Source organism: Actinoplanes lobatus, from assembly GCF_014205215.1.
GTDB lineage: Bacteria > Actinomycetota > Actinomycetes > Mycobacteriales > Micromonosporaceae > Actinoplanes > Actinoplanes lobatus.
On the sequence record NZ_JACHNC010000001.1, the window covers coordinates 8475637 to 8498525 of the forward strand.

Below are 22889 nucleotides of genomic sequence, written 5' to 3' on the forward strand. Positions count from 1 at the left end.
ATGCCGGGTCGTCATCGCGTTCGCTCCACTCCGACGCTGGGCTCCTCCGGCCCGGACGTGGCAGGATCCGACGGCCCGTCCGGCATCAGCACCTCGGTGACCGCCCGGCGCGGGGTGCGCCCGGTGGTTCGGCCGTAGCCGATGCGCAACACGATCTGCACGGGAAGGGCGGGCGTGCCGGTGAGGATCCGCCGGACCGTCGGCACCTCGACCGGCTGGCTGATCGGGGTGGCGGCCAGGCCGAGCCAGGTCGCAGTGAGCAGCACCCGTTGCAGCGCCTGCCCGGCGCGCAGCCAGTCGAGTCGGGTGTCGCCCTCGGTGACGAGCACCAGGATCGTCGGGTGCGGCTCGTACGGCTCGCTGGGCCGCAACAATCGTGGAAGCCGGCTGAAGTCGCGGACCGGGATCACGCCGAGGGCGTCCCACGGGCCGGCCGCCCAGGTCGGCACGCCGTCGTGGTACGTCTCGCCGGTCCATCGCCGCATCTCGCGGGCGTATTCCGGGCGTTCGCGCAGCCATCGGTCGGCGGTCCGGGCCATCTCCAGGACGGCGTCGCGGCTCTCACCTTCGGCCACCCGCAGGATCGCGCCCTCCTGGGCCGCGGCGTCCCGCAGCCGGCTGAGCGCCTGTCGCGGCACCGGCACCTGGGCGAACGGCCCCCGGTTGGTGTGCCGGTGCGGGATCGCCGCGGCCAGGGCCTCGGTAACCTTGTCGAGGCGCGCGGGCCGGGCCGCGGACACCCGGGCGACCAGCGCCGGGTCGTCGCTGGACGGCAGAAGTTGGACCCGGGTCTGGTATCCGCTGCGCCGGACCGCCACCCGCAGGGTGAAGACCGCCGCGCCGACGCTGATCATCTGCTCCCGGCCCTCGGGATCGACCACCCGCAACAGCCGCCCGTGGTCGGCGTATACCTCCACCGCCGGCCCGTCGATGCGGAACAGCCACGGCTGGCTGTTGTGCAGCGACGGCGCGGTGACGGCCGAGCGCACGCAGTCGATGAGGACCCGCCGTGACGGCGGCACGAACGACGTGGACATCGCGGCCCCCTTCCGAGGTCTTCGTTCGACGCTATGGCGCTGGTAGGCCATTCGGGCAGGGCCGGACGGCCCTGCCCACCCGGTGGCTCCGGCGTTCTGCTGGAGGAAATACCTGGGAGGTGCCATGGACCGCTATCCCCTGCGGATCGAAGCGCACCGTGACGAATCCCCGAGCCGCTGGCTCTGGCTCGTCAAGTGGCTTCTGCTGCTTCCGCACTACCTGGCGCTGCTGGTGCTGTGGACCGGACTGGTGGTGCTCACTCTGGTGGCCTACCTGGCCGTTCTGATCACCGGCCGCTATCCGGAGCCGATCCGCGCCTACAACGTGGGCGTGCTGCGCTGGACCTGGCGGGTCGGCTACTACGGCTATCAGGCGCTCGGCACGGACGCCTATCCACCGTTCACGCTCGCCGACGTGCCGGAGCATCCGGCCCGGCTGCGGCTGGACGAGGCGGTGGACCCGCCGCGCTGGCTGCCGCTGGCGGCGTGGCTGTTCGCCGTACCCCATCTGATCATCCTGGGCGCCGTGCAGGGCGTCGTCCGCGGCGGTGACGTCACCGGCGGCACCGTGGTGTTCGTCCCGCTGAGCGTGACCGGCGCGCTGCTGCTGGTCGTGGTGGCGGCACTGCTGTTCACCGGCCGGTACCCGGGCGGCCTGCACGACCTGCTGGTCGGTGTGGCCCGGTGGAACCTGCGAGTGCTCGGCTATCTGACCCTGATCACGCCGCGGTACCCACCGTTCCGGCTGGACCAGGGCGGCTTCGAGCCCGACCCGATGCCCACGCCGCCGGTGGAGGTCCGGACGCCCCGGTCCGCACCAGCCGCCGGACCGGTGATCGCCCTGATCGCGGGTGTCCTGCTGCTCGCCCCGGCGACCGGACTGGCCTTCGGTGGTGGCGCCCTGCTGGCCCTGGACGCCGGCAAGGACCGTGCCGGGTACGTCAGCAGTCCGGAGGTCCGGCTGGCCAGCGATACCGCGGCGATCACCGCGGAGCACCTGGTCATCACCGACACCGGCGTGTGGGCCCGTCAGACCACCGACTTCGGCGGTCTGACGGTAACCGCGTCGGCGCCGTCCGGGCGGCCGCTGTTCATCGGCATCGGGCCGCAGTCGGCGGTGGACGCCTGGCTAGCCGGAACCGGACACGACCAGCTGACCGGGTTCGACAACCGCCGGGCCCGGTACGACCGGGCGGACGGCCCGGTCCGGGCCGTGGGCCCACCCGGCACGCAGGACTTCTGGGTGGCACGGACCGCCGGCACCGGCGAGCTGACGCTGCGCTGGGAGGTGACCGACGGCGAGTACGCGGTGGTCATCGCGAACGCCGGCGGCACACCCGGCACTGCGGCGGACGTGCGCGCGGCGGTGCAGGTCCCCGACCTGACCGGCATCGGCTTGGCCCTGCTGGCCGCCGGCCTCCTGACCGGTCTCGTCGCGGTCGGGCTGATCGTCGCGGGCGGCATCGGCCTGGGCCGCCGCCACAGCGGTCCGCCTCCGGGTCCACCGGCCGCCGGGCCGAGGCCCACCGGGCTGGCCACAGCCGGGCGATGATCCCGGCAGGTCAGCGGCCGGCCGACGACTCGGGGCCGAACGGGGGATTCGGCCCCGGGGAGTCGGCCCCGAACGGCTGACGCGGCCCCCGGAACTCGCGGTCGTCGAAGTCGTAGTCCAGCCGCGAGTACACCTCGACCACCCCGGCCACCTGTCGGGCCAGCCGGATCGCGATCTCCGCCGACGACCGGCGCTCGACCTTTCCGGTCAACGTCACCACACCGTTGACGACCTGAGTCGTGACGGCACGGGAGTCCTCGGCCAGAAACGGCTTCAGCACCGCCTTCTCGATGTCGGCGAGGATCTCGTCGTCCAGCCGCAGGTGGACTTTCAGCAGGTCACCACGGGAGACGATGCCGGTCAGCCGGCCCAGGTCGTCGACGACCGGCAGCCGCTTGACCGCTTCGGTGTTCATCAGCCGCGCGGCCGCCGTCACCGTCATGTTCGCCGTCGCGAGGACGGCCGGCGCGCTCATCAGCTCCGCGGCCGTACTCCCGTGCGCCTTGTCCCGCTCACCGCGCCGCCGCCGGCTCTCGAACATCCGCGGCTTCTCTGCACCGGCGTACTCGATCTTTCGAAGGAGATCGGCCTCGGAGACCACCCCGACCACCCGGTAGGCCTCGTCGACCACCGGGACGGCGCTGAACCGGTGGCCCACCAGCACGTCGACCACCTGCCGGTACGAGGTGTCCTCCCCCACCGAGACGACCTTCTGGGTCATCACGTCACCAACATTCCATGTCCGCATCATGGCCTCCCGGGGTCACGAATCCTTCCCCTTCACAGTGGTCGCCCGTCGACCCGCGGGGTAGGGACCTAAGACCCTGCCCGCTCGGCCGCATCGGCGATATTACGGACTGTGAGGGCGGGAGGGCCCGCCATCAGACGAGGGCGAGGGTATGAAGATGTCCCGCTACGTGTACGACTTCTTCGAGGGGAACAAGGATCTCAAGGACCTGCTCGGCGGCAAGGGCGCCAATCTGGCGGAGATGACCCGGATGGGCCTGCCGGTGCCGCCCGGGTTCACCATCACCACCGGCGCCTGCCGGGAGTTCCTGCGTACCGGCGCCCTGCCGGCCGGCCTGTTAGACGAGGTGGAGGAGCACCTGCGGCTGGTTCAGGCCCGGCTGGGCAAGCGTCTCGGCGACCCGGCCGACCCGCTGCTGCTGTCGGTCCGCTCGGGCGGCAAGTTCTCGATGCCCGGGATGATGGAGACGATCCTCGACATCGGCCTCAACGACGCCACCGTGCTGGGGCTGGCCGAGCACAGCGGGGACGAGCGGTTCGCGTGGGACTCGTACCGGCGGCTCATCCAGATGTTCGGCAAGACCGTCTTCGGCGTACCGGGCGAGGAGTTCGAGGGCGAGCTGGCCGCCGCACGGGCCGCCGCCGATGTCACGACCGACGCCGACCTCGGCGCCGACGCTCTGCGTGACCTGGTCGGCGCGTACAAGAAGGTGTTCGCGGCGCACACCGGCCGGGACTTCCCGCAGTCGCCGCACGAGCAGCTCTTCTCGGCGATCAACGCGGTCTTCGACTCGTGGAACGCCGACCGGGCGGTCCTCTACCGCCGGCAGGAGCGCATCCCGCAGGACCTGGGCACCGCGGTCAACGTGATGGCGATGGTGTTCGGCAACCGCGGCCCGAACTCCGGCAGCGGGGTGGCGTTCACCCGGGATCCGGCCACCGGGCGGCGCGGCGCATACGGCGACTACCTGCCCAACGCCCAGGGTGAGGACGTGGTGGCCGGCATCCGCAACACCATGGGCCTGGCCGAACTCGCCGAGATCGACCCGAAGAGCCACGCCCGGCTGCTGTCGATCATGCAGAAGCTGGAGCAGCGCTACCGCGACCTGTGCGACATCGAGTTCACCATCGAGGACGGCACCCTCTGGATGCTGCAGACCCGGGTCGGCAAGCGCACCCCGGCGGCCGCCTTCGTGATCGCCGCCCAGCTCGTCGAGGAGGGTCTGATCACCCTGGACGAGGCGCTGCTGCGGGTGTCCGGCGAGCAGCTGGCCAAGCTGATGTTCCCGAGCTTCGACACGGCGGCCGCCCCGGAGCCGCTGACCACCGGTGTGGCCGCCTCTCCCGGCGCCGCCGTCGGCGCGATCGTCTTCGACTCGGCCGCGGCCGCCGCCGCCACCGGCCCGGTGATCCTGGTCCGGCGGGAGACCAACCCGGACGACCTGCCCGGCATGATCGCCGCCCAGGGCATCCTGACCGGCCGTGGCGGAAAGACGTCGCACGCCGCCGTGGTGGCCCGCGGCATGGGCAAGACCTGCGTGTGCGGCGCCGACGAGCTGGAGGTCGACGCGGCGGCCGGCACCCTGACCGTGGCCGGCCGGGTGCTGCACGCCGGGGACGTCGTCTCGATCGACGGCACTTCCGGCCGGGTCTACGCCGGCCCGGTCCCGGTGCACCCCTCCCCCGTGGTCCGCTACTTCGAGGGCGAGCTGTCACCGCTGGGCGACCCGTTGCTGGCGGCCGTACAGCGGCTGATGACGCACGCCGGCCACGTGGCCCGGCTGGGCGTGCACGCCAACGCCGACACCGGCGCCGACGCCCGCCGCGCGCACCGGTTCGGCGCGACCGGCATCGGCCTGTGCCGGACTGAGCACATGTTCCTCGGCGACCGGCGGGAACTCGTGGAACGCCTGATCCTCGCCACCGGCACCGAGGAACGCGAGGCGGCGCTCGCGGCTCTGCTGCCCCTGCAGCGTGACGACTTCGTGGAACTGCTCGCGGCGATGGACGGCCGGCCGGTCACCGTACGGCTCATCGACCCGCCGCTGCACGAGTTCCTGCCGCCGCTCGACGAGCTGACCGCGCGGGTGGCCCGGGCCGAGGCGCTCGGCGAGGACCCGGGCGGCGACGGCCGGCTGCTGGCCGCGGTCCGCCGCATGCACGAACAGAACCCGATGCTCGGGCTCCGCGGCGTACGTCTCGGTCTGGTCGTACCCGGTCTCTTCGCGATGCAGGTCCGCGCGGTCGCCGAAGCCGCCGCCGCGCGGCTCGCGGCGGGCGGCGACCCGCGCCCGGAGATCATGGTCCCGCTGGTCGGCGCGGTTCAGGAGCTCGAGATCGTACGCGCGGAGGCCACCCGCGTCCTGTCGGACGTGCCCGGCGCCCCGCCGATCCCGATCGGCACCATGATCGAGGTCCCGCGGGCCGCCCTGACCGCGCACCAGATCGCGATGAGCGCCGACTTCTTCTCCTTCGGCACCAACGACCTCACCCAGATGACCTGGGGATTCTCGCGTGACGACGTGGAGGGGGCGTTCTTCGGCCGCTACCTGGACCTGGGTGTCTTCGGCGCCTCGCCGTTCGAGACCCTGGACCGCCTCGGCGTCGGCGAACTGGTCCGCACCGCCGTCGAACGAGGCCGCGCCGCCCGGCCCGGCCTGCCCACCGGCGTCTGCGGCGAACACGGTGGCGATCCCGCCTCCATCCGCTTCTTCCACGACGCCGGGCTCACCTACGTGTCCTGCTCCCCGTTCCGGGTGCCGGTGGCCCGCCTGGAGGCCGGCCGCGCCGCGGTGGACACCGGCCCGGTCTCCGACGCCCGCTAGGAGCCTTCGATGAACCGGCTCTCCGAGACGCTCACCAGCGTCCCCGCCGACAAGAGCGGACCACGGCCGGTGCGGCACGGGCAGCGCGAGATCGGCGCCTACGCGACCGGCCCGGACGGCACCGTCTTCGTACCGGCAGTGGACGTGACCACGATCGCCGTCGCCGCGCTCGGCACGGCAGCGCTCATCGCGGTGGCCGTCTCGGCACGGCGCCGGCCCGCCATCGGCGCGGTGACCATGGGGCCCGGCGGCTGGGTCAGTCTGCGGCGCAGCACCGCCCCGCCGTTGCGGGCGGGACGGCCGTGGTGGGCACGGCTGCTGGGCGCCCGTCGGCTGGTGGTTCAGCACTGACGCACGGCCCGTCCCGGCGGGACCTTCCGCCCTGCCGGGACGGATCGACACCGATGAGGCTGGGGCACGAACCGACCAGGGAGGAACCGATGCGCACCCCGACGACCGTGGTCGCCGCCGACTCCGCCGACGCGCTGACCGCCGACGGCGGCATCGTGTCGATCCGGCCGGTCACCGACGAGGACCGGCCGGCCGTCGCGGCCCTGTACGGCAACGCCTCCCCGGACAACCTGCGCCTGCGGTTCTTCGCCCGGCCCAGCGCCGCCACCCTCACCGCCGAGGTGAACCGGGTCTGCCGGCCGGAGTCCGGCGCCCACGTCAACGTCGCCGCGTACGAGGGTGACGTCCTGGTCGGGATCGCGTCCGGGGAGCGGCTCGGCAACCGTCCGCGCGCCGAGTTCGCGGTGTTCGTCGACGACCGGCACCACGGCCGCGGCATCGGCACGCTGCTGCTGGAGCACCTGGCGGCCCGCTGCCGGCGGCACGGCATCACCGAGCTCGTCGGCGAGGTGCTGCCCGCCAACACCGGCATGCTGCGGGTGGCCCGCGGGCTCACCCCGCAGTCCGCGCACCGCTACGACCGCGGCGTCGTCGACGTCACCCTGTGCACCGACGACGACCGCGCCTGGGCCGCCGTCGACGAACGCGACCGCACCGCCGAACGGGCGTCCCTGCGCGCCCTGCTCAACCCCGCCTCGATCGCCGTCGTCGGCGCCGGTCACCGGCCCGGCGGCATCGGCCGGGAGACGGTACGGGCACTGCTCGACCACAACTACCCGGGCGGCCTGTACGCGGTGAACCGGCACGGCGCCCCGATCGGCCCGGTCCCCGCCTTCCGCAGCGTGCACGACCTGCCCACCCCGGTCGACCTGCTGGTCGTCGCGGTCCCGGCCGACCAGGTCGCGGACGTGCTCGCCGACGGCGCGAAGGCCGGCGCCCGCGGGGCGGTCGTGCTCAGCGCCGGTTTCGCCGAGATCGGCCCGGACGGCGCACAACGCGAGGCCGGCCTGGTCCGGCTGGCCCGCTCGCACGGCATCCGCCTGATCGGCCCGAACTGCCTCGGCGTCCTCAACACCGACCCGGCCGTACGCCTGACCGCCTGCCTGGCCCCGGTCACCCCACCGCACGGCACCCTCGGCGTGGCCGTCCAGTCCGGCGCGGTCGCGACCACGATCCTGCAACACGCGCAACGCGCCGGGATCGGCGTGTCCACCCTCGTGGCGCTCGGCAACAAGGCCGACGTCAGCGGCAACGACCTGATCGCCTACTGGTACGACGACCCGGCCACCCACGCCGTAGCCCTGCACCTGGAGTCCTTCGGCAACCCGCGCCGGTTCGCCCGTACCGTCCGGGCCCTGGCCAGGCGCAAACCGGTACTGGCGCTGCGCACCGGCCGTACGGCCGCCCCGGACACGGTGAACGCCCTGTTCGCGCAGGCCGGCGTGATCGCCACCGACACCCTGGGCGAGTTGCTGGACGCCGCCCGCATGCTCACCGACCAGCCGCTGCCCGCCGGCGACCGGCTCGCCGTCGTGAGCAACGCGGCCGGGCTCAACCTGCTCGCCGAGGCGTTCCTCCCGGCTCCGGTGACGTCGGTGGATCTGGGCGGCACCGTGGCCCCGGACCGGTTCGCGGCCGCCGCCGATCACGCCGCCGCGGACGCCGACATGCTCCTGCTCCTGATCGCCGGAACCCGCGCCAACCGGCCCGCCGAGATCCTCACCGAACTCGGCTGTGTGGTGGACCGGCACCCCGGCCTGACCGTCGCCGCCGTCCTGACCGGCGCTCCCGGTCTGCCCCGCCGTCTCGGCACCCGCGGCGTGCCCGTCTTCGAGTTGCCCGAGCAGGCGGTCCGCGCCCTGTCGCACGCCGCCGCCTACGCCGCGTGGCGACGGCGACCGCTGGGCGGCCGCGCGGATCTGGCCGGCATCGACCGTCGCGGCGCGCGGGCCGTCATCGACCGGGCACTGGCCGACGGCCCCGGCTGGCAGTCCCCCGGGGTGACCGCGGAGCTGCTGTTCACCTACGGCATCCCTCTGCGGCCGGCCGGTGACACCGAGACGGTCGACCTGACGGCCGGCCTGCGCGCCGACCCGCTGTTCGGTTCCGTGGTGACCCTGGCCCGGCGCGGCACGCGTACCGATCCGAGCGACGACCGGGCCCTGCGCCTGGTCCCGATGACCGACCTGGACGCGGCCCGCATGTGGCGCTCCCTGCGCTGTGCCCCACTTCTGGCCGGCGAGCGGGGCCTCCCGCCGGCGCACACCGCCGGCCTGGAGGACCTGCTGCTGCGGGTGAGCCGCCTGGCCGAGGACCACCCGGAGATCGCCGAACTCGAACTCGACCCGCTGCCCGCCGGCCCGCACGCGGTACGCCCGGGCGCCGCCCGCCTCCGGCTGGCCCCGCCCTCCGACGCCCCGGACCCGCTCCTGCGCCGTCTACGCCCGCCCGGCTGAGCGGGCGGGTCGCGCGTCGCGCAGCACCCCCGGAACGAGAAGGCGGTGCACCCTGGCGAGCGTGGGCCAGACGTGACGGGCCGGGTCCCGGTCGTAGCGCAGCAGGGTGGTCAGTGACACCCAGCCCGGGCCGGTGTGCACGATCAGGTTGGCGCTCAGGAACCAGGAGGCGGCTTCGAGCCGGATCCAGTCCGCGCCGCGGCCACCGGTCCGCCAGCCGGCCACGGTGTCCGGCGATCGCCCGGAGCTGAGCCGCAGGCCGAGCACGGTGCGCCAGATGAACAGCTGGCCGAGGTTCGGGACGTCGCCGAACACGGCCCGGGCCCACTGTTCGGGGGTGGCGGTCACCTCGGTGCGGAGCGTGAACCGGTCGGAGTAGTCCACGCGGTCCAGGGATCCGTCCAGCCGGACCGGTGCGGGATCGCGGTGCAGACCCACGACGCTTTCGATGCGTTTGCCGGCCATCATCCTGCCCTCACGACCGGAGCCTCCCGCAACATCAGATGCGCCGCCAACCCCACCGGCAGCACCAGCCAGAACGTGATCAGCCGATACCCGAGAACCACCGCGACAGCGCTCGCCGCGTCGGCCCCCGCCGTCGTCAGCCCCGCGAGCAGACTGGCCTCGATCAGACCGATACCGCCGGGCGTCACCGGAATCTGCCGCACCACCTGCATGGTCAGGTAGACGGCGGCGACCCGCACCCATCCGACGTCGACCCGGAAGGCCTCGACGACCGCGAGCAGACACGCCAGATCGAGCACCCATTTGCCGGCCGCGAGGGCCAGCGCCGCCGCCCAGTCCCGGCCACCGACGGCCCGGCTGGCCCGAAGCGCCCGGTCAGCCTGCCGAACAAGCCGGGCAACGGGCGAAAACCGATTCACAAGCCTTCGTGATCGTACGGCCAGAGCACTCCGAAACCGCACTCCGAGGACCAGCACTCCCACGACGGCGACCGCCGACAGGCTCGCACCGGCGTCGAGCGGCCGCCATGTCGCGGCGGACAGCCCCGCCGAGACGACCGACCCCGCGCCGAACAACATCAGCAGGCTGAGCACCGTGATGACGCCCGACACCAACGTCACGGTCAGTGCCACGGCATGGTCGGCGCCGCGGCGCTGATAGTGCCGAAACGTGTAGGCCGCCGCAACGGCTCCACCGGCGGGCGCCACCATGCAGATCGCACCGCTGCTGTAGGTGAGCGCGATCGCGTCCCGGCGCCGAAGCGGCACGCCCATCGCCACCATCAGCACCCGCTGCTGATAGGCGAACGCGAACTGCGACGCGGTCCCGAGCACCAGCGCGACCAGCGCCCACCAGGGGTTGACCGTCCGCAGCACCGTCGACAGCGACGACACCTGCGGAAACTCCCGGCGCATCAACTCGACCGCACCGACCCCGACGACACCGGCCATGACGGCCTTACCCCCGCGCCGAACGATCCGGCGTCTCGGCCCCACCTGTCGCGGCATGTCTGACACGGTTCGACAATTGCCGATCAAGTCAAGCGCGTGCGGCCCTCAGACGGCGGAGCGCAGGCCCAGGCGCGGCGGGGTGGCCGGGAGCAGGTCGGCGGTCTCCGCGGAGACGGTGACCACGACGCAGCCGGAGCGGCGGGTGACCATGGCGGTGGCGCCGAGCAGGCGGGCCGCCCGGACCAGCACCGCGGCGATCTCCTGGTCGCGGACCGTCACCCAGATCAGGTCCCGTCGGCGGCGCTGGCCGGCGGCCAGCAGCGCGGCCCGCCACGCGGCCTGCGCGAGCGCGAGCCGCTGGGCGTGCCGGGGCGACGAGGCGCCGAGCGAGGTGGAGTCGAGGAGGGCCTGGCGCCCTTGTCGCCAGGCCGTCTCGAGCATCCGGCTGGTGGCCAGACGCTGGGTTTCCTGTACGAGCACCCGCTGCACCTGGTATCGGCGGCGCCCCCCGCCCGACCAGGTCTCCCGTGCAGCGGCGCATCCCAGGTCGGTGAGCAGGAAGGCGAGCCGGTCGGCCGCCTCCGCGCGGTCGAACTCCGCCAGGGCCTCACCGGACCGCGGGACCGGCCTCAGCGGCGACGGCCGCTGCGGGCGGGCCGTGTCGACGCATTCCACGAGGCAGGCCGATTCGAAGGCGGCGGGCAGCGCACGTGCGAGTACGACCGTGCGTGTCGTCGTCCGGTCCATCGGCTTCTCCCTCCCGCGGTTACCCGACACCGTGGCCGATCCGCCCGTTCGGCCGGTACTCCCCTGGCGAAGACTTGAGGGAAACTTGCGCGGACCGGGCCGTCCCACATAGGGAAACAGGGTGACCCTCCGAAGCAGCCGTCGCGCGACGCTCGCCGGGCTGCTCGCACTCCTGATGGTCACTGCCTGTGACAGCGACACAACGCACGAGCGACGGGTGCGGATCGCCACCGGCAGCCCGACCGCCGTCTACCACGCGATCGGCACCGCCCTGGCCGGCGTGATCGACCGGGAGCTGCCCGGCACCAAGGCGGAGGTGCTGGTCACCGCGGCGTCGGCGGAGAACGTCGAGAAGGTGTCGCAGGGCACCGCCGAGATCGGCTTCACCCAGGCGGATGTCCTGGTCACCGGCGGGGCGCCGACTCCGACGGTGGTCGCTCTGGCCCGGGTGTACGACGACCTGCTGCACCTGGTGGTCCGCGCGGACAGCCCGATCGCGACCCTGGAGGGCCTCAAGGGCAAGCGGGTGTCGGTGGGCGCCCGCGGCTCGGGCACGACCGTGACCGTGGACCGGTTGCTGTCGGTGGCGAACATGTCGAACGCGATGTACCGGCGGCAGCTGAGCCTGGACGACTCGATCCGTGCCCTGCGTGACGGCGAGATCGACGCGTTCTTCTTCTCCGGCGGGCTGCCGGTCACCGGGATCAAGCAGCTCGGCGCCGACGTCGGCATCCGGGTGGTGGACCTGTCCAAGTGGGCGGGCGACCTGCGGCGCAGATACAGCGACGTGTACGTGGTGCGCGACGTGCCGACGTCGGCCTATTCGGTGCCACCGGTGGCCACGATCGCGGTGCCGAACCTGCTGGTCGCCTCGGAGTCGATGCCGGAGGACCTGGCGTACGAGCTGACCCGGCTGCTGATGGAACGGCGTGAGCTGCTGGCGTCGGCGCATCCGGCGGCCGAGCGGCTGGACCCGCGGACCGCGATCTCCACCCTGCCGGTCCCGCTGCACCCGGGCGCGGCCCGCTACTACCGGTCGGTCAAACCCTGAGCTGTTCGCTCGCAGTGAACGCTGGAAGATCGCCGAACCCGCCGAGGTTGAGTCCGACGTACTCAACTCCCCGGAGGTAAACGTGACCGGCAAGCGACTTCCTGTGCTGTTCCTCGACGACGTCGTCCTGCTTCCGGGCATGGTCGTCCCGGTCGTCCTCGACGAGGCCGCCCAGGCCGCCGTCGACGCGGCCCGCACCTCGTCCGGCTCCGAGCTGCTGATCGCCCCGCGCCTGGAGGACCGCTACGCCTCGTACGGTGTGGTGGCCGCCGTCGAGCAGGTCGGCAGGTTCCGTGGCGGCTCCCCGGCCGCCGTCCTGCGCACCGGCACCCGGGCCCGCATCGGCAGCGGCGTGACCGGTCCCGGCGCGGCCCTGTGGGTGGAGGCCGATCCCGTCCCGGCCGGCGCACCGAGCCCGCAGGTGCGTGAGCTCGCGGACGCGTACAAGAAACTGGTCGTCTCGGTGTTGCAGCGCCGGGAGGCGTGGCAGGTGATCGACTCGGTGAGCGCCATCGACGACCCCGGCGACCTGGCCGACACCGCCGGCTGGGCGCCGTATCTGTCCAACGACCGCAAGCGGGAGCTGCTCGAGACGCCCGACGTCGAGGCCCGGCTGCGGTTGCTGATCGAGTGGACGAAGGACTTCCTGGCCGAGTCCGAGGTCAACGAGACGATCGAGAAGGACGTCCGGGAGAACGTCGAGAAGCGCAACCGCGAGTACCTGCTGCGCGAGCAGCTCAAGGCGATCCGTAAGGAACTCGGCGAGGGCGAGCCGGACGGCGGCGGCGACTACCGGGCCCGGATCGAGGCGGCGGACCTGCCGGAGGCGGTGCGCGAGGCCGCGCTGACCGAGGCCGGCAAGCTGGAACGCGCCGGTGACCAGAACCCGGAGGCCTCCTGGATCCGGACGTGGCTCGACACGGTGCTGGACCTGCCGTGGAACGTCCGCACCACCGACAGCACCGACCTGACCGCGGCCCGGGCCGTCCTCGACGCCGACCACCACGGCCTGGACGAGGTCAAGGACCGGATCGTCGAATACCTCGGCGTCCGCGCCCGCCGCGAGTCCCGTGGCCTGGCGACGGCCGGCGGCCGCGGCTCCGGCGCGGTGATCCTGCTGGCCGGCCCGCCCGGGGTCGGCAAGACGTCGCTGGGCGAGTCGGTGGCCCGCACGCTGGGCCGCGAGTTCGTCCGGGTCGCACTGGGCGGGGTCCGCGACGAGGCGGAGATCCGCGGCCACCGGCGCACGTACGTCGGCGCGCTGCCCGGCCGCATCGTGCGGGCGATCCGGGAGGCCGGCTCGATGAACCCGGTCGTGCTGCTCGACGAGGTCGACAAGGTCGGCAGCGACTACCGCGGCGACCCGGCCGCCGCCCTGCTGGAGGTCCTCGACCCGGCGCAGAACCACACGTTCCGCGACCACTACCTGGACCTCGACCTGGACCTGTCGGACGTGCTGTTCATCGCCACCGCCAACGTGCTGGAGACGATCCCGCAGGCGCTGTTCGACCGGATGGAGCTGATCGGCATCGACGGCTACACCGCGACCGACAAGGTGGCCATCGCCCGCGACCATCTGGTGCCCCGCCAGCTGGAACGCGCCGCCCTCTCCGCCGATGAGGTGACCGTCACCGAGGCGGCGCTGCGCGAGATCGCCGCCGATTACACCCGGGAGGCAGGGGTACGGTCGTTCGAGCGCCTGCTCGCGAAGGCGTTCCGCAAGGTGTCCTTGAGGGAACTGCCGGCCACCATCGACGCCGGCGACCTGAGGGACCTGATCGGCCGTCCCCGGTTCACGCCGGAGTCGGGCGAGCGCACTGCGGTCCCCGGCGTGGCCACCGGCCTGGCGGTGACCGGGATGGGCGGTGACGTGCTCTACATCGAGGCGTCGCTGCTGCCCGGCAACACCGGCGGGCTGTCGGTGACCGGCCAGCTCGGCGAGGTGATGAAGGAGTCCGCGCAGATCGCCCTCTCCTGGGTCCGGGCGCACGCCGGCGAGCTGGGCATCTCGCCGGAACAGCTGGACCACCCGATCCACCTGCACGTACCGGCCGGCGCGGTGCCCAAGGACGGGCCGTCGGCGGGCGTCACCATGACGACAGCGCTGGTGTCGCTGCTGCTGGGCCGCAACGTGCGCGCGGAGGTGGGGATGACCGGCGAGGTGTCGCTGACCGGCCGGGTGCTGCCGATCGGCGGGGTGAAGCAGAAGCTGCTCGCCGCCCAGCGGGCCGGCCTCACCGAGGTCTACCTGCCCGCCCGCAACGAGCCGGACCTCGACGACGTCCCGGCCGACGTGCGGGCGGCGCTGACCGTGCACATCGTCTCCGACGTGCGGGAGATCCTGCGCACCGCCCTGGAGCCGGTCTCCGCCGACACGGTGGCGGTGGCCTGAGCCGGGCCGGCCGATCCCGTCCCCGTGACGGGATCGGCCGGTCGTGCGGTCAGCCGCGGCGCCACTTCTGGTTGAGCGTTCCGGCGCACTCCCAGAGCTGGAGCTGAGCCCGGTCGTCACCGTTCCAGTCCTTGATGTCCAGGCACTTGTCGGCCTGCGGGTTCACCAGGTCACCGGCGGCGCTGAGCACCCACTGCTGGGCCGGGTTGCCGCTGCAGTTGGCGATCTGGATGATCACGCCGTTGGCGGTGGAGCCCCACGGCACGTCCAGGCACTTGTTGTTGCCCGAGCGCAGCGTGCCGTTGACCGCCTCCCACTTCTGCGGGTCGAGGCCGTTGCACGGCCACATCTGCACCTGTACGCCGTCGGAATAGTTGCCGCCGGGCACGTCCAGGCACTTGTTGTTCCAGTTGCTGACGATCGCGGTACGGGTGCCGCCGCCGCTGGTGGTGGTGAGGCTCAGGCCGTACACCTGAAGGATCTCGTTGACCGGCTGGAACCACATCGTGCCGCCGGTGGTGCAGTCGCCGGTGCCGCCCGAGGTGACGCCCTGGGCCTGGTTGCCGGAGATCCACGAACCGCCGGAGTCGCCCGGCTGGGCGCAGGCGTTGCTGCGGCTCAGGCCGGACACCGCGCCCTGCTGGTAGTTGATCGTCTCGTTCTTACCGAGCAGGGTGCCGCAGCGCCAGCCGGTGGTGCGCCCGGACCGGCAGATCGAACTGCCGATCGCCGCCTCCTGCGAGCCGGCGACCAGCACGTTCCCACCGGCGTAGTTGTTGACCCACGGTTGCGGCGTCCAGTTGGCGTTGGTCCGCACCCAGGCGTAGTCGTTGCCGGGGAAGGACGATCCGGCGAACGTGCCCTGCGCCTGGTTGTTGAAGCCGAGCGTCGGGCTGCCGGCGCCGCCGCAGTGGCCAGCCGTCACGAAGCCGCCGGCCACCGCGAAGCCGATCGAGCAGAGCGTGTTGCCGTTGATCACGTACTGGTCGCCGCCGCGGATGTCGAACATCGGCCGGGGCGCGCCGTCGGCCGTCCGGACGGTGACCGTGCCGGCCCCGCTGGCTCGGGCGAACCGCTTGGCCGCGGCCTCGGCGCCCGGTGCGGCGGTGACGACGACGCTGTTGGTGGCCGGATCGACGTACCAGCTCCGGATCTCGTCACCTGCCTCGGCGCTGTTGCGGTCGAGTTCGGCGCGAGCCGCGTCGAGAGCCGCCGCCGAGCGGGTGACGATCTTCGGGACGGCGCCCTCCTCGCGTACGGCCGCGGCGTCCGCCGGGTCGGTCACGGCGACGGTGAGCCGGCTGCCACCGGCCGGGATCCAGGCGCCGGCGAAGTCCGCGCCCAGCCGTTCCCGCAGGCGTTGTTCGACGACGGGCGCGGCTGCCTCGGTGGTCAGCCGCTCGGCGATCTGGGTGTCGGTCAGCTTGAGGTCGCGGCGCATCGCGTCGAGCATGCCGGGCGCCAGGTCGAGCCGGACCGGGGCGGTGGGCTCCGGTTTACCTGCGGCGACACTGGCGGCCGGCGTCGCCGCGACGGTGGCCAGGGCCACGATCAGCGGGAGGAGCGAACGTTTCATGGGGAGTCCTTCTCAGCGCGGGGAACGGGGAGAGCGCTCTCTGGAAGGAGCTTTCTATCGACGTTCATAACTGTCAAGAAGGTTTGAAATTAAGACGTGAACCAGATGGTCGCGGCCAGGCCCCCGGTCGCCGCCGGCGCCAGCGTGAACCGGCCACCCGACGCCTCGACCAGCACCGCCACGATCGACAGGCCCAGACCGGCGCCGTCGACGTTCTGCGCGTCCGGGGCCCGCCAGAACCGTTCGGCGGCCCGCCGTCGCTGCTCCTCGGTCATGCCGGGACCCGTGTCACGGACCGTCACCTCGGCCCCACCCTCGCGGGCCGCGACCTCGACCTCGACCTTCCCGCCGGCCGGCGTGAACTTCAGCGCGTTGTCGATCAGCGCGTCCAGCGCCTGATCCAGCGCGGTCGCGACCATCCGCGCCGGCAGCCGCTCCTCCGGCAGGACGGCGACCAGCTCGATGTCGCGGCGCTCGGTGAGCGGCCGCCACGCCTGCACCCGGTTACGGGTGAGCGCCACCGCGTCCACCACCTCGACCCGCTGCTGACCACGTTCGGCGCGGGCCAGGGCGAGCAGCCCGTCCAGCACGTCGGCGAGCCGGTCGGTCTCCTCCAGGGCGATCTCGTGATCGGCGCGCAGATCCTCGTCGTCGAGGCCGCCACCCAGATCCTCGATCCGCAACCGCAGCACGGTGAGCGGATTACGCAGCTGGTGGCTGGCGTGCGCCACGAACGACCGCTGCCGCTCCATCGCCTCGGCCACCGCGTCCGCCATCTCGTTGAAGCTCGCCGACAACCGGCGCAGCTCGGGCGGGCCCAGGCCCGGCTGCACGCGGGCCGCACTGTCCCCGGCGGCGATCTCGTGGGCCGCCGCGTCCAGGCGGGTCACCGGCCGCAGCACCCAGCCGGCCAGCCGGTGCGCGGTGGTCAGGCAGGCGGCCACCGCGATCGCGCCGACCATGGCCAGAACCAGCCAGACCACCAGCACGGCGCGCCGGTTACGGTCGGTGGGCGAGACGGTCAACACCACGCCCAGTACGGCGCCGCCGTCACTGACCGGAACAGCGACCACCAGAGGTTCGGTCGTCCACGGCCACAACGTCTCGGGGCTGCCGACCTGGTGCCCGGCCAGCGCGCCCCGGATCGCGCCCGCCGGGTCGGCCGGCCGGCTCCCGAAGACGCTGAGCACCCGCTGATCCTGGTCGACCAGCATCGTGCCGATCCCGTACAGCTCCTGGTAGCGGCGCAACTCGTCGGTGAGCGCGTCCAGCTCCCCGCTGCGCACCGCGGGCGCGGCCAGCGAGGCGAACCGGGTGGCGTCGGCGAGCCGGTCGGCGACCGCACGGTCCGTCTCCCGGCTGGCGACCGTCACGGCGAGCGGGATGGCCAGGGCGAGCAGCACCATGCAGAGCAGCAGGAGGTAGGTGACCACCAGCCGCCTGCGCACGGGCGCTCCCCCGATCTGCTCCTTACCCAGCGCGCAAACGGTAGCCGACCACACGGACCGCCGGCACGGGCCCGTGGTCACCGAATGGTCACGCAGCAAACCGCAGGCCTGCACCCGAAACGGCGCTCGCCCTCCCCACCAGAAGGACAGCCACTACAGCCATGGCATTCGTCACCCTGTCGAGCGACTACCCATCATGGAGCACCTAGCGCTACGCTAACCCCCATGCCCTCGCAGACACACGAGGTCCTCATCGAGATGTTCCGCAACCGGCCGTCCCTCGCCGCCGAACTCCTCGACGGGCCCCTGCACGACCACCTCCCGCACTACGACGAAGCCATCCTCACCTCCGCCGAACTCAACGACGTCGCCCCCACCGAATACCGCGCCGACGCCGTCGTCACCCTCAACCGATCCGGCGCCACCGTCCTCGCCGTCGTCATCGAAGTCCAACGCCGCATCGACGGCCGAAAACAACGCAGCTGGCCCGCCTACGTCGCCACCCTCTACGCCCGCCTCGGCTGCCCCGTCGCCCTCCTCGTCGTCTGCCCACACCAACCCGTCGCCGACTGGGCCGCACACCCCATCATCATCGGCCTCCCACCCGCCACCATCACCCCCATGGCCTTCGGACCCCAACAGGTACCCGTCATCACCACCCCCGACAACGCCCGCCGACTACCCGAACTCACCGTCCTCTCCGTCCTCGCCCACGCCCCCCACACCGACCCCCACCCACTCTTCAACGCCCTGTTCAGCGCCCTCGACAGCATCGAACCCGACACCGCCACGCTCTACCATGACTTCATCCTCACCGTGCTGCCCGCCGCGACCCGAAAGCTGCTGGAGGACTACATGCCCACCACCGACTACCCCTACAAAAGCGAGTGGTCCCAACGACAATTCGCCGCAGGCAAGGCGGAGGGCAAAGCCGAGGGCGAGACCCGGGCGATCCTCACCTTCCTGGAGGCCCGCGGTGTGGACGTCCCCGACAAGGCCCGGGCGACAATCACCGCCTGCACCGACCTCGACCAGCTCGAACAATGGGTCCGCCGGGCGGCCACCGCCGAACGGGTGGAAGACCTGGGCGGGCCACTGCTCGACTGAGCCCGGTCCCGAGCCGACTCCCCGGATCGGGTGCCTCCGATCGACAACCCCGCCACGTGACGCATCGTCACCGCCTTGGAAGCCGGAGGCGGATCGCTGTCCGCCAGATAGTGATGACGGCTGACAAGGCTGCGGAGCTGTCGGTGCCGGGTCAGGAGGTCTGCGCGGGTGGTTACCGGTCTGGTTCTGGATGCTGCCGGGTTCGAGGTGCTGGTCGCCGGGGAGCGGGTGGGTTCTCCCCGGCCTCTGGAGGCCTCTGACGTCGAACTGCTGCGGGATGTGACAGGCCGCTATGTGGATGCGATCCACGCGCAGGCCGATGACGCCGTGTTCGTCGGTTTGGGCCGGGAGCTGTTCGCGTGGCTCGACGGTGACCTGAGGCAGTTGACCTTGCTCCTGGATCGGGCGGCGACACCGTTGATGTTCGAGATTCAAGGACCGCGGGCGCCGTCCGCAGCCGGCTGGGCGGTGTTGCGGGCGCCGTGGGAGGTGCTGGCCGACCAGGGTGGGTTTCTGGCCGCGGATGCGCTCCGCCGGTTCGAGGTGGTTCGCCGGCTGGGTAGGCCATCGGCTGCTCCACCACTCGACAGGTTCCGGCTGGGGCTGATGTTCATGGCCTCGGCCCCGGCCGGGCAGCACGAGCTGGACTTCGAGGCCGAGGAATCGGCCATCCTGACGGCGGTCGCCGACGCCGGAGTGGACCTGGTCGTGGAGGACACTGGGGATCCCGACCAGCTGCGGTTGCGGTGGGCCAACCTCGACGGACTCCCGGTGCTGCATCTGTCCTGCCACGGGGTGAACAACTGGCCCGCGCCCGCGGGTGGGCACCGGGTGCCGGTGCTCATGATGGAGAACGAGGTCGGCGACGGTCGGCCCGTCACAGCGGCTGAGCTGGTCAAGCGGTTGTCGGTGATGCCGCGGTTGATGTTCGTGTCGGCGTGTTTGACCGCTACCCCGGCAGATGCGGCCGGGTATCTCGCGCCCGGCCCGGACCACCGCTACACGGACACCGAGGCGGGTGCCGATGTGGTGGTGCCGGTGGCGCATTCCCTGTCCACCGAGCTGGTGACCGCCGGGATCCCGGCGGTGGTGGGCTGGGACGGGTCGGTCACCGACGGTGCCGCGACCCTGTTCGCCCACCATCTCTACCAGCAGTTGGGGTCACGGCAGGATCTGGCACTGGCGGTCGGTGACGCCCGTCGCAAGCTGTTGGCCTGTGACCAGCCACCATTGCGGGCGGACTGGCATCTGGCCCGGATCTGGCTCGGCCCGGCCGGCGGCGGACCGGTCGTCGCCGGAGCCACGAAACGGCAGAAGGTGTCCGCCGTACACGGGACGAAGACGTTCCTCGACCTGAAGCGCCAGCATGTTCCGGTGGCCTCGGCGGACATGTTCGTCGGCCGGCGGAGGGAGATGCGGCAGGCGTTGCGCGTGCTGCGCGGTGGTGAGCTGGCCGGGGTGCTGCTGCACGGGCAGGGGCGCTTGGGCAAGTCGAGCCTGGCGGCCCGCCTGGCGGACCGGTTCCCTGATCGGGCGGTCGCGGTGCTGTTCGGCGACTACACCGCGCTCGGCGTGCTGGACGCGATCACGACCGCGGTGCAGGACAACCCGGCCGCGCGAGCCATGATCGAGGCCCGGCGAGCCGAGGTGCGGGATCGGCCGGAGGCATTGCGGTGGATCCTGGTCGATCTACTGGCCGGTCCATGCACGCAGAACGGCGAAGATCATCAGCGACCACTGCTGCTGATCATCGATGATTTGGAGCAGGCCCTCGAACCGCGACCGGATGGTCCGCATCGTGTGGCCGCGGGGTTCGCGCCGGTGCTGGCGGCCGTCTTGCAGGCGTTCGATCCGGACCGGAGTGACAGCCGGCTGGTGGTCACCAGCCGGTTCGTGTTCACGTTGGACGGGCTGGAGGACCGGTTGGCGCCAGTGCAGTTGGCTCCGTTGTCGGAGGTGGCGCAGCGCAAGCTTGCGGTTCGGCAGCGGGCGGCGTCGCCCGAGGAGTTGCGGGAGACGAGGGCCGGACTGGCGGCGCGGGCGATGACTCTCAGCCGGGGCAACCCCGGTCTCCAGGATCTGGTCGGGTTGCGGCTGGTCTACAGCCCGGAGGTCACACCCGCCCGTGCCGAACAGGCCGTCACTGACATGGAAACCTACCTGGACCAGGGAGATCTGCCCACCGACGGCGAGGTCCGGGCGTTCGTGGAGAACCTCGCCCTGGATGCCCTGATCGACCAGGCCGGACCCGACCACATCGCTCTCCTGCGAGCGCTGATCCTGTTCGACCTGCCCATGCCGGCTCCGGTCACGGACCTGCTCGAAAACCGGACCGGCGGAACGGTCCAGCGACTGTGCGGGCTGGGGCTGGCCGACACCTTTCCCGACCCATACAGCGAAGCGGCCACCGCCGTCGCGGTCAATGCTCTAGCCGCCGGCCGGCTCACCCCACTGACCGAGCCGGAACAGGTAGAACTGGCGACGGCGGCAATTCAGGCTCTGGCTGCGGCGTGGGGCGCCCCCGACGAGGAGTCTCCCCGGGATCCAGCCCTGGACCTGCAACTGACCCGATTGGCGATCCTGGCTGACGATCCCACGGTGATCACCCTATGCGCGGCGTACGCGGTGCGAACCTTGCTTTCCGGGCCCGCCGCGCAGGCTCTGGCGCTCGGGCAGGCGGCCATCTCGATACTCGACCGGCACGACAGCCCGGTACCAGCCCTACTGCTACGGCAGGTCGCCAACGCCGCGCAGGTCAACGGCGATGGCGACGCTGCCACTTCACTCTTTGACCGGGCGGTCAAGCAAGCCATCGCGGAAGGTGCCAAAGCTGACCCGCTGGAACATGCTCGGGTCATCGCCGGATACGCCCGCCTGCTGATAACCCGTGGTGAACTGGATCGGGCCAAGCAGTTGCTCTATCAGGCCCGGGACATGTTCACCACCGCCCGTTCAGATCGCGAAACCGCCGTCGCCTGGGGCGACATCGCCGACATCCTCTACCGACGCGGCGACTACCACGAAGCACTCCGCATCCACCACGAGCACCAACTACCCGTCTACCAACGCCTCGGCGACACCCGCTCCACCGCCATCGCCTGGGGAAAAATCGCCGACATCCTCTACCGACGCGGCGACTACGACGAAGCACTCCGCATCCGCCACGAACGCGAACTACCCGTCTACCAACGCCTCGGCGACACCCACTCCACCGCCGTCACCTGGGGACAGATCGCCGACATCCGTTACCAACATGGCGACTACGACGAAGCACTCCGCATCCGCCACGAACTCCAACTACCCGTCTACCAACGCCTCGGCGACACCCGCTCCACCGCCGTCACCTGGGGAAAAATCGCCGACATCCTCTTCGAACGCGGCGACTACGACGAAGCACTCCGCATCCACCACGAACTCCAACTACCCGTCTACCAACGCATCGGCGACACCCGCGAAACCGCCATCGCCTGGGGACGGATCGCCGACATCCTCTACCAACGCGGCGACTACGACGAAGCACTCCGCATCCGCCAAGAGGAGGTACTGCCGACTTTCGAGCAGTTGAGCGACTTGGACGGCATCGCGAATGCCACCTGGGGTATCGCGGAGATCCAACTGGACCGCGAGGAATTCGAAGCCGCGGTACCTAATGTAGTCAAAGCATTCCAGATCCTCGAACACCTGCAACGACCCGACGGTCTCGCGGTTGTCGGCAGCACCCTCGGTCAAATCCTGATCAAATATGGCAAATCAGACGCTGCACGGCATGTATTGGAGACAAGTCGCGCCGCAGCCCGCAAGATCGCAGCTACAGGGATGGAGCAGCATTTGGGGAAGTTGCTGCGGGAACTCGATCAGAACCCCGAGGAGGGGTAGGGCAACTCTGCATGCTGATGCCCCCGGAGCCTCGTCCGCGGCTCGAAGGCTGCACCCCGACAAAGCCCGGACGACGATCACCGCCTGCACCGACCTCGACCAGCTCGAACTATGGGTACGCCGGGCGGCCACCGCCGAACGGGTGGAGGACCTGGGCGGGCCACTGCTCGACTGAACCTTTTGAATGTCGCCGACCGTCACGGTGAGCGGGATGGCCAGGGCGAGCAGCACCGTGCAGAGCAGCAGGAGGTCGGTGACCACCAGCCGCCTTTGCAGGGGCGCTCCCCCGATCTGCTCCTCACCCGGTGC

At 71.7% G+C, this 22889-nt stretch carries 15 protein-coding genes; 8 read left to right on the forward strand and 7 right to left on the reverse strand.

Annotated elements, in window-relative coordinates:
- Positions 1-11: 11 nt before the first annotated feature.
- Entirely contained in the window at positions 12-1037 is a 1026-nt protein-coding gene (locus BJ964_RS38755; RefSeq protein WP_188125303.1) for an Acg family FMN-binding oxidoreductase, read from the reverse strand.
- A 124-nt stretch (positions 1038-1161) separates the two neighbouring features.
- Here BJ964_RS38755 and BJ964_RS38760 point away from each other — a divergent pair, with 124 nt between their 5' ends.
- Entirely contained in the window at positions 1162-2589 is a 1428-nt protein-coding gene (locus tag BJ964_RS38760) for a DUF4389 domain-containing protein (RefSeq protein WP_188125304.1), read from the forward strand.
- A 10-nt stretch (positions 2590-2599) separates the two neighbouring features.
- Here the strand turns inward: BJ964_RS38760 and BJ964_RS38765 are convergent, their stop codons facing one another.
- Positions 2600-3310, reverse strand: a complete 711-nt coding sequence (locus BJ964_RS38765) for a CBS domain-containing protein (protein ID WP_229807193.1) — start codon at positions 3308-3310, stop codon at positions 2600-2602.
- Positions 3311-3494: 184 nt separating this feature from the next.
- On the opposite strand from BJ964_RS38765, the gene ppdK reads away from it, so the two are divergent.
- From ppdK to BJ964_RS38780, 3 genes are all read left to right on the forward strand, one after another.
- Positions 3495-6161, forward strand: a complete 2667-nt coding sequence (gene ppdK / locus BJ964_RS38770) for a pyruvate, phosphate dikinase (RefSeq protein ID WP_188125306.1) — start codon at positions 3495-3497, stop codon at positions 6159-6161.
- Positions 6162-6170: 9 nt separating this feature from the next.
- Positions 6171-6512: a hypothetical protein gene (locus BJ964_RS38775; RefSeq protein ID WP_188127590.1), complete on the forward strand. Its 342-nt coding sequence runs from the start codon at positions 6171-6173 to the stop codon at positions 6510-6512.
- A gap of 89 nt (positions 6513-6601) precedes the next feature.
- Positions 6602-8968 carry a bifunctional acetate--CoA ligase family protein/GNAT family N-acetyltransferase gene (locus BJ964_RS38780; protein ID WP_188125307.1) on the forward strand — a complete coding sequence of 789 codons (2367 nt, stop codon included), beginning with the start codon at positions 6602-6604 and terminating at the stop codon, positions 8966-8968.
- Here BJ964_RS38780 and BJ964_RS38785 read toward each other — a convergent pair.
- The 3 genes from BJ964_RS38785 to BJ964_RS38795 form a co-directional block, all read right to left on the reverse strand.
- The gene (locus BJ964_RS38785; protein ID WP_188125308.1) at positions 8951-9406 is read right to left on the reverse strand and encodes a hypothetical protein; all 456 of its coding nucleotides are present in this window, start codon (positions 9404-9406) and stop codon (positions 8951-8953) included. The genes BJ964_RS38780 and BJ964_RS38785 overlap by 18 nt on opposite strands.
- 26 nt (positions 9407-9432) lie before the next feature.
- Complete coding sequence (locus BJ964_RS38790) at positions 9433-10383, reverse strand: lysylphosphatidylglycerol synthase transmembrane domain-containing protein (RefSeq protein WP_188125309.1); 951 nt, start codon at positions 10381-10383, stop codon at positions 9433-9435.
- A 105-nt stretch (positions 10384-10488) separates the two neighbouring features.
- Positions 10489-11130, reverse strand: a complete 642-nt coding sequence (locus BJ964_RS38795; RefSeq protein WP_188125310.1) for a hypothetical protein — start codon at positions 11128-11130, stop codon at positions 10489-10491.
- A gap of 121 nt (positions 11131-11251) precedes the next feature.
- On the opposite strand from BJ964_RS38795, the gene BJ964_RS38800 reads away from it, so the two are divergent.
- Together BJ964_RS38800 and lon are read left to right on the forward strand one after the other, a co-directional pair.
- Positions 11252-12181, forward strand: a complete 930-nt coding sequence (locus BJ964_RS38800; RefSeq protein WP_229807192.1) for a TAXI family TRAP transporter solute-binding subunit — start codon at positions 11252-11254, stop codon at positions 12179-12181.
- Positions 12182-12263: 82 nt separating this feature from the next.
- The gene (gene lon, locus BJ964_RS38805) at positions 12264-14573 is read left to right on the forward strand and encodes an endopeptidase La (RefSeq protein WP_268248037.1); all 2310 of its coding nucleotides are present in this window, start codon (positions 12264-12266) and stop codon (positions 14571-14573) included.
- 49 nt (positions 14574-14622) lie between these two features.
- Here lon and BJ964_RS38810 read toward each other — a convergent pair whose 3' ends face one another.
- Together BJ964_RS38810 and BJ964_RS38815 are read right to left on the reverse strand one after the other, a co-directional pair.
- A complete protein-coding gene (locus BJ964_RS38810) occupies positions 14623-16149 on the reverse strand; it encodes a ricin-type beta-trefoil lectin domain protein (protein WP_188125311.1) in 1527 nt (508 codons plus the stop codon).
- A gap of 89 nt (positions 16150-16238) precedes the next feature.
- On the reverse strand, positions 16239-17597 hold the full coding sequence (locus BJ964_RS38815; protein WP_188125312.1) for a HAMP domain-containing sensor histidine kinase: 1359 nt from the start codon (positions 17595-17597) through the stop codon (positions 16239-16241).
- A 225-nt stretch (positions 17598-17822) separates the two neighbouring features.
- Here BJ964_RS38815 and BJ964_RS38820 point away from each other — a divergent pair, with 225 nt between their 5' ends.
- Together BJ964_RS38820 and BJ964_RS38825 are read left to right on the forward strand one after the other, a co-directional pair.
- Positions 17823-18704 carry a hypothetical protein gene (locus BJ964_RS38820; protein ID WP_188125313.1) on the forward strand — a complete coding sequence of 294 codons (882 nt, stop codon included), beginning with the start codon at positions 17823-17825 and terminating at the stop codon, positions 18702-18704.
- Between the two features lie 228 nt (positions 18705-18932).
- Positions 18933-22580 carry a tetratricopeptide repeat protein gene (locus tag BJ964_RS38825; RefSeq protein ID WP_239163845.1) on the forward strand — a complete coding sequence of 1216 codons (3648 nt, stop codon included), beginning with the start codon at positions 18933-18935 and terminating at the stop codon, positions 22578-22580.
- Positions 22581-22889 lie beyond the last annotated feature (309 nt).